We start from the raw sequence: 6,972 nt of genomic DNA, 5'->3' as shown, positions 1-6,972 counted from the left end.
ATCCTCCGGTAGTGGCCATGATAGCTCCTTTTCGTTTGCACGTTGTAACACCTCGGAGACGGTGTTGCGTGAGCATTGAATACTCGAAGCGATACTGCGCTGACTCAGCCCCATGCTATTGAGCCTTAAAATTTCTCGATACTTGGTCATTTTGATGACCTCCCGTTGGTATTTGTGCACTTGCTAGGCAGACGCACATCTGTACATTCTACCAACGGGGCGGCTCTCTCTACTAACATAGTGGCTCTAATAGATTAACGTGGTGGCTCTCACTCATTAACTCGATGGCTCTATGGCACCGAAATATTCAGTCATTCCGGCTTTCTATTTGTTCTACATTTTTGCAAGTAAAGTGAGTTGGAAAAGCAAGCTGAAGGTGCTTACAGGCGCTTCGGCTGCACTTATCGCCCTATCTTTATCATGGGCAGTCATCGTAGATTCGATCCCGGCGGACAAACGTCCTTATATGGGAAGCAGTCAGACGAATTCTGTGCTGGAGCTTGCCTTTGGCTATAACGGTGTATCTCGTTTGACGGGTAATAAAGGACCTGGTGGTGGAGGAGGCGCGAGACCGGACGGCGGTCAAATGCCGCAAGGAGATGGCGGCGCTCAAGACGGAACGAATGCTGCAAGCAGTAATGCTTTTACCCAAGACGGTCAGATGCCTAGCACTGATGGCCAAGTCGTTTCAGGCGACGGTCAGGGCGGTCCCGGAGGATTCCCGGATGGCGGTGGACCCGGCGGAGCCCCAGGTGGTAAGGGCGGTGGCGGTGGTGCATTCAATACCGGAAGGGCAGGGCCTCTGCGATTGTTCCAATCGGCACTATCCGGTCAAATCAGCTGGCTCATTCCTTTCGCAGCTTTCGGCGTTCTCGCGCTATTAGTAGGGATTCGCAGAAAAAAACCATTGACTGCCAAACAGTTTGAAACTTTATTCTGGTTAGCATGGCTGCTCCCAGCAGCGGCGTTCTTCAGTGTTGCAGGCTTTTTCCATCAGTACTATTTGATCATGTTGGCCGCGCCGATCTCGGCTTTAGTGGGAGCTGGTTGGACCGAGCTTTGGAACCTTTACCGTGAGAGAGCTTCTTGGAAAATGTGGCTGTTACCCGCAGCAATCGCGGTGACGACAGCTTTCGAAATGTACATTATCACGCCTTATAAGGGTCAAATTGGCGCTGGATGGGCAATCGGTGTAGGCACGGCCGGAGCGGCTGCAGTCCTGATTCTTGTGCTCGCGGCTAAGAAAGAGAAGTTTGCTCATACGGCAGCTATTCTCGGATTGTTGGCTTTGCTTGCAGTGCCGCTGTATTGGGCTGCCACACCGCTCCTTTATGGCGGAAACAGCATGCTTCCTGAAGCTGGACCAAATTTGAAGCAAGGCTCAGGAATGGGCGGCTCCCGCATGGGGGGATCAAGCGAAGTGAACACGAAACTGTTAGATTACGTAACCAAAAACAACACAGGAGAGACGTACTTGTTCGCTGTCTCTAGAGCGACGGAAGCTTCTTCTTATATTATAAAAACCGGCAAAGCAGTGATGGCGATGGGTGGATTCTCAGGCTCTGACCCGATTCTTACGGTAGATAAGCTGAAAGCAATGGTTCAGAACAAAGAAATTAAATACTTCCTGATCTCTTCTGGCGGGTTTGGTGGCGGCGGCGGTACCAGCTCGGAATTAACGACTTGGATCAAAGCGCATAGCACCGAAATTCCGAAGAGTGAGTACCAGTCGGAAGCCGCACAAACGCAGCAAGCTGAGCAAGGGCAAGTCTCAACGCAAGATGGGCAAGCGCAAAGTCAGCAAAGAGATGGTGGCACGAGTGACCGCCGAGATGGCCAAGATGGTCGGGACGGACAAGACAGACCTATGGGCGGAGGCATGAATGGTTCCGGAACGCTCTACGAAATCAATGTTGATTCCCTTTAATTCAAAAGCAAAAATGAAGGAGGAAACCCTATGACTGAGTCTGTACGATATTCTGTTGTCATTCCTGTATTCAATGAAGAAGCTGTTATTCAAGAAACATACCAGCGATTGAAGCAAGTGATGAACCGAACCGACGCCTCATATGAGCTTCTGTTCGTCAACGACGGAAGTCGCGACAATTCAGCCGCGATCATCCAAGGCTTCAGTGAAATAGATAAACGCGTAAAACTCATTAATTTCTCACGTAACTTCGGTCATCAAATCGCTATTACAGCGGGCATGGATTATGCAAGTGGAGATGCGGTTGTCGTCATTGACGCCGATCTCCAAGATCCGCCCGAGCTCATCCAAGAGATGATTGCGAAGTGGAAAGAAGGGTATGACGTCGTCTACGCCAAGCGTACGCAGCGCAAGGGTGAGACCTTCTTCAAGAAGCAGACGGCGCATTTGTTCTACCGCATCTTGCAGGCGTCTACGGATATTGCCATCCCTGTGGATACAGGTGATTTCCGCCTCATGGACCGCAAAGTGTGCGATGAAATGAGCCGGTTAACGGAGAAGAACCGCTTCGTCCGCGGCCTTGTATCTTGGGTCGGCTTCCGCCAAACAGCCGTCGAATATGTGCGAGATGAGCGTGCCGCCGGGGAAACCAAGTATCCACTCAAGAAAATGCTCAAGCTGTCCATGGACGGTATCACTTCTTTTTCGACCAAACCATTGAAGTTGGCTACCAATCTGGGGGGTATGCTTTCTATTTCGGGGCTGGCTTACTTAGTAGTCATCATTTATCTCAAACTATTCACAGAAACAGCTGTGGCAGGCTGGAATGGAATTGCCGTTATGCAGCTCTTATTGAGCGGCTTTATCCTGATCATTCTTGGCCTAGTCGGTGAATACATTGGACGCATTTATGATGAATCCAAAGGCCGCCCTTTATATATCGTTCGCGATTGTCACGGCATGAAGAAAAATGAACGAAGAATCAAGAGAATCGTATGAACAGACTCGTGACGCAATGGATGAAGTTCGGGCTGGTTGGAGCGGTGAATACAGGCATTGATTTCGCTGTGTTTACGCTCCTCATCCTCTTGGGTTGGCCGCATCTGCTGGCACAGGGCATTTCGTATACAAGCGGGGTGCTGAATGGCTATTTCATGAATCGGTCGTGGACCTTTCAGGCAAGCGGTGACAACAAGCGACAATTTCTCAAGTTCATAAGTCTGAGCGCCGTTTTGATGCTGATGACTTCGGGGTTGTTCGTCAGCTTTACGGAGCATCTGGCTTGGCCTATTTGGTGTAGTAAGCTCGCAGCGACAGGATCAGGTGTTGTTTTCAACTATATAGGAAGCCGCAAGTGGGTATTCACCCCTTCGAAAACAATGGAAAAAGGAGTGGTATAAGATGAAAATTAAAAAAGCCGTCATACCAGCAGCGGGGCTTGGGACAAGAATATTGCCAGCGACGAAAGCACAGCCAAAAGAAATGCTGCCCATTGTCGATAAGCCGGCCATCCAATATATTGTCGAAGAGGCAGTACAAGCCGGTATTGAAAGCATCTTGATCGTCACTGGCCGCAATAAAAAGTCTATTGAGGACCATTTTGACAAGTCCGTTGAATTGGAGCAGATGCTATTCGAGAAGGAGAAGTTGGACCTGCTGAGAGAAATTCAAAGCATTTCGAACATGGCTAATATCCATTATATTCGTCAAAAGGAGCCGCTTGGGCTGGGTCATGCCATTCTTTGTGCCGAGCCTTTTATCGGAGACGAACCTTTTGCAGTACTGCTCGGGGATGACATTATGCATTCCGAGACTTCATCTTTGCTGGAGATGATGCAGGTTTTTAAAGCAACAAACAAGCAGGTTGTCGGTGTGCAGCAGGTTCCGCAATCTGATGTGAGCAAATACGGAATTATCGCAGCAGGCGCGCAGCATAATCGTACGTACCAAGTCAGCGACTTGGTGGAAAAGCCTTCTCCGAATAAAGCGCCATCGAACATGGCGATTATGGGCAGGTACATTTTGAAACCATCCATATTCGAAGTGCTGCAAACGATTGAGCGAGGAACGGGGAACGAGTATCAGCTGACGGACGCTCTGCACAAGATGTGTCTGCAGGAAGGGCTGATGGCGCTTGAACTCAAAGGAGATCGCTACGATATCGGAGATAAATTCGGCTATATGAAGGCGATTGTGGAGCTGGGTCTTCAAAGAGAGGAGCTTCGCCCGCAGCTGCTGGCGTATCTGGATATTCTTTTGCAGAAAGAGTTGGGGAAGGGGAAGTTGCGAAGGCGAGTCGTGTAACGGAATAGGCAGGGGTAAGAAGTCGGATCCGCTCAGGGTCCGGCTTATTCGTTTGGAAGTCAACATTCAGCAACCTTTCAGCAACTGCTCAGATTGCTTTTAGGGAGGATATGGGATACTGGTTGTAGAAAACGTGTACAATGAACTTCGGGGGGATTAAACTATGCGCCAATTAAAAGGTATTAAAATTCTGCTCGTTGATGACGAGCCTCATATTTTAGAGTTTCTGGAGTTGGGTTTAGCGAATGAAGGGTTTGAGGTTATGACGGCTCAGGACGGGATTAGTGCAATCACAGCTTGCAATAAGTTTCAGCCGCATATCGCTATTCTGGATGTGATGATGCCGGGGATGGACGGGTTCGAAGTTTGTCGAATGATTAAGAAGACAGAAAATGTCGCAGTTATCATGCTTACGGCTAAGGATGAAGTCGATGACCGGGTCAAGGGACTCACGCTTGGGGCCGATGATTATATGATTAAGCCGTTCAGCTTTGAGGAGCTGCTTGCTCGTATCTATGCACGGATTCGCAACCATTTTCCAAACTTGTTCGGTGAAGTAATCATTGGACCACTACGCATGGATGACCGACGCAAGGAAATTAGCCTGCATGACAACGTGCTGGAGCTATCTCCTACGGAATATGAGCTACTCAAATTTATGTCGATTAACCACGGACTTGTATTAAGCAAATCGATGATTCTCGATAAAGTATGGGGCTATGACTTCGGTGGCGAAGAGAACATCGTCGAGGTGTACATTCGCTCCTTGCGCGATAAGCTGGGCGATAAAGAACATAAGCTGATCCGCACGATTCGCGGCGCCGGTTATCGGATGGATTTAACATGAAAAGGCGGGGCCGGTTTGCCGAGCATTTTGTTACCGGTTCGCTGAAATTCCAGTTACTCTCGCGGTCTTTGTTGGTGATGTCAGTGTTATTGCTGCTGATTGGCGTGTTCCAATACATTTTCATGCAGCAATTTATGTATAAGAACAAGTCGGAGACGATTCGCAACCAGCTTGCGACGTTACCTCCTAGTACGTGGCAGCGAGCAGGGGATTTTCCGGATCGAGGCCAGAATCCTTTTATACCCAGACGAGACTCTAATGGGAGTAACCGTTCGGACAATACGGGAGGAGAGTTTCCCCGAATTTTTGTTCCTGATTTATCCATTGCTTTGATCGATAGTGAAGGGACTTACAAGCAGTTGTCTTCAGAAAATGTAACCTCCCCTTTTCAGCTTACGAAGGAGGAATATCAGGAATTATTGAAATCGAAAGAGAAGCCGGGCTACCGAATCATGAAGGATAAGGATGGCAATGAACAGTTGATTGTCTTTCATCCAATTCGAGAGAGATCCCAAGGCGTACAAGGACTTATTCAGGCGAGTACGAGCACAGCACCGATCAAAGCTTTGCTGCTCCGTCAGTTGTTCACCTTTCTACTGTTGTCCATGACAGCATTGGTTGTAGGGCTGCTTGGCTTCTTGCCCGTGCTAAGGCGGACGTTGGTGCCACTTTCTAATATGGTGGATACCGTGAAACAAATCGATTCAGGTAATCTGGGCGAGCGGTTCCCTGCGCATCAGGGGCAGGTGGAGATTGACCGGTTATCGACTTCTTTCAATAGTATGCTGGAGCGACTGGAGTTTTCTTTTGAGGCGGAAAAAGAGGCCAAAGAGCAAATGCGCCGCTTCGCTGCAGATGCCTCGCACGAGCTTCGTACACCGCTAACTTCCATTCATGGCTTTCTGGAAGTACTGCTTCGCGGAGCGTATCAACAACCGGAACAACTGCTGAAAGCGCTGAAGAGCATGCACGGTGAATCCGTGCGCATTAATAAGCTGGTTGAAGACCTGCTGCTGCTTGCTAGATTGGATCGAACGCCATCTTTTCAGAAGTCGGAAGGGCTGCTCGATGAGATGCTGCATGAGATGGAGCCCCAGCTTCGTCTACTGGCAGGAGACAGAACCGTTAAGTTTACATTGGAACCCCAGATCCGTTGTCTGTATGATCCGGATAAAATCAAACAGGTCGTCCTCAATTTGTTTCACAACGCCGTTCAGCATACGCATCCTTTGACTGGTGAACTAGGACTTTCGCTAGCAAAGACCGATGCAGGTGTTGAAATTGCTGTTCATGACAATGGGCCAGGGATTGCACCTGAACATCTCCCACATTTGTTTGATCGGTTCTACCGAATCGATTCCTCGAGGGCGCGCAGGAGCGGCGGCGCAGGATTGGGATTATCCATCACCCGTTCCATTGTGGAGCTGCATGGGGGAACGATTGAGGTTCATAGCACTGTAGGTGAAGGCAGTACATTTAAAGTGCTGCTGCTTCCATAGAATGAAAGGAGCCTTATCTCGACTTGATGTCGGGGTGGGGCTTTTTTTGATTTATAGGATGTTTTTAGCTGGAGTAATGCTCACGCAGTTAAGAATTAGGGTCTTCAGGAGTAAGTTTCACAATTCAAAACCCACGCCAGATAAGGGTTTCTGGAGGATGCAAAAAGGAGAACCTCCCCATCTAATCGAAAGTGTAAGTACCACCAAACACTAGAAGAGAAGGGAGTTCTCCTAATGTATTTGATTCGGCAGCAAAGCCTGTTTTCCCTGCAAGACCTATTCAATTTACAACCTGAGCAGAAATATGCCACCATTTTCGACACAATCGACATGCCCAAAATTTACTCAGCATTAGCAAAAAAGAGTTCGTTAGGCGCACCCGATCGACAAAATTA

At 48.7% G+C, this 6,972-nt stretch carries 6 protein-coding genes; all 6 read left to right on the top strand.

Annotated features, from left to right (window positions below):
- The first annotated feature begins 292 nt into the window (after nt 1–292).
- The 6 genes from G519_RS46545 to G519_RS0137270 all read left to right on the top strand — a co-directional run bounded on the left by G519_RS46545 (nt 293) and on the right by G519_RS0137270 (nt 6,577).
- Nucleotides 293–1,927: a mannosyltransferase YkcB-related protein gene (locus G519_RS46545; protein WP_051254068.1), complete on the top strand. Its 1,635-nt coding sequence runs from the start codon at nt 293–295 to the stop codon at nt 1,925–1,927.
- Nucleotides 1,928–1,957: 30 nt separating this feature from the next.
- Nucleotides 1,958–2,926: a glycosyltransferase family 2 protein gene (locus G519_RS0137290; protein ID WP_029198883.1), complete on the top strand. Its 969-nt coding sequence runs from the start codon at nt 1,958–1,960 to the stop codon at nt 2,924–2,926.
- Nucleotides 2,923–3,327 (top strand): GtrA family protein, encoded by a 405-nt coding sequence (locus tag G519_RS0137285; protein WP_029198882.1) that lies wholly within the window; start codon nt 2,923–2,925, stop codon nt 3,325–3,327. The genes G519_RS0137290 and G519_RS0137285 overlap by 4 nt, the downstream gene beginning before the upstream one ends.
- A gap of 1 nt (nt 3,328) precedes the next feature.
- A complete protein-coding gene (galU, locus tag G519_RS0137280) occupies nt 3,329–4,231 on the top strand; it encodes a UTP--glucose-1-phosphate uridylyltransferase GalU (RefSeq protein WP_029198881.1) in 903 nt (300 codons plus the stop codon).
- A 163-nt stretch (nt 4,232–4,394) separates the two neighbouring features.
- Nucleotides 4,395–5,078, top strand: coding sequence for a response regulator transcription factor (locus G519_RS0137275; RefSeq protein ID WP_029198880.1), 684 nt, complete (start codon nt 4,395–4,397; stop codon nt 5,076–5,078).
- Entirely contained in the window at nt 5,075–6,577 is a 1,503-nt protein-coding gene (locus G519_RS0137270; protein WP_029198879.1) for a sensor histidine kinase, read from the top strand. The genes G519_RS0137275 and G519_RS0137270 overlap by 4 nt, the downstream gene beginning before the upstream one ends.
- The last annotated feature ends 395 nt before the right edge of the window (nt 6,578–6,972 follow it).

Source organism: Paenibacillus alginolyticus DSM 5050 = NBRC 15375 (assembly GCF_000422905.1).
GTDB classification, from domain to species: Bacteria; Bacillota; Bacilli; order Paenibacillales; family NBRC-103111; genus Paenibacillus_E; species Paenibacillus_E alginolyticus.
Note: the sequence above shows the minus strand (reverse complement) of the source record. Positions and strands in the feature narration are given on the sequence as shown.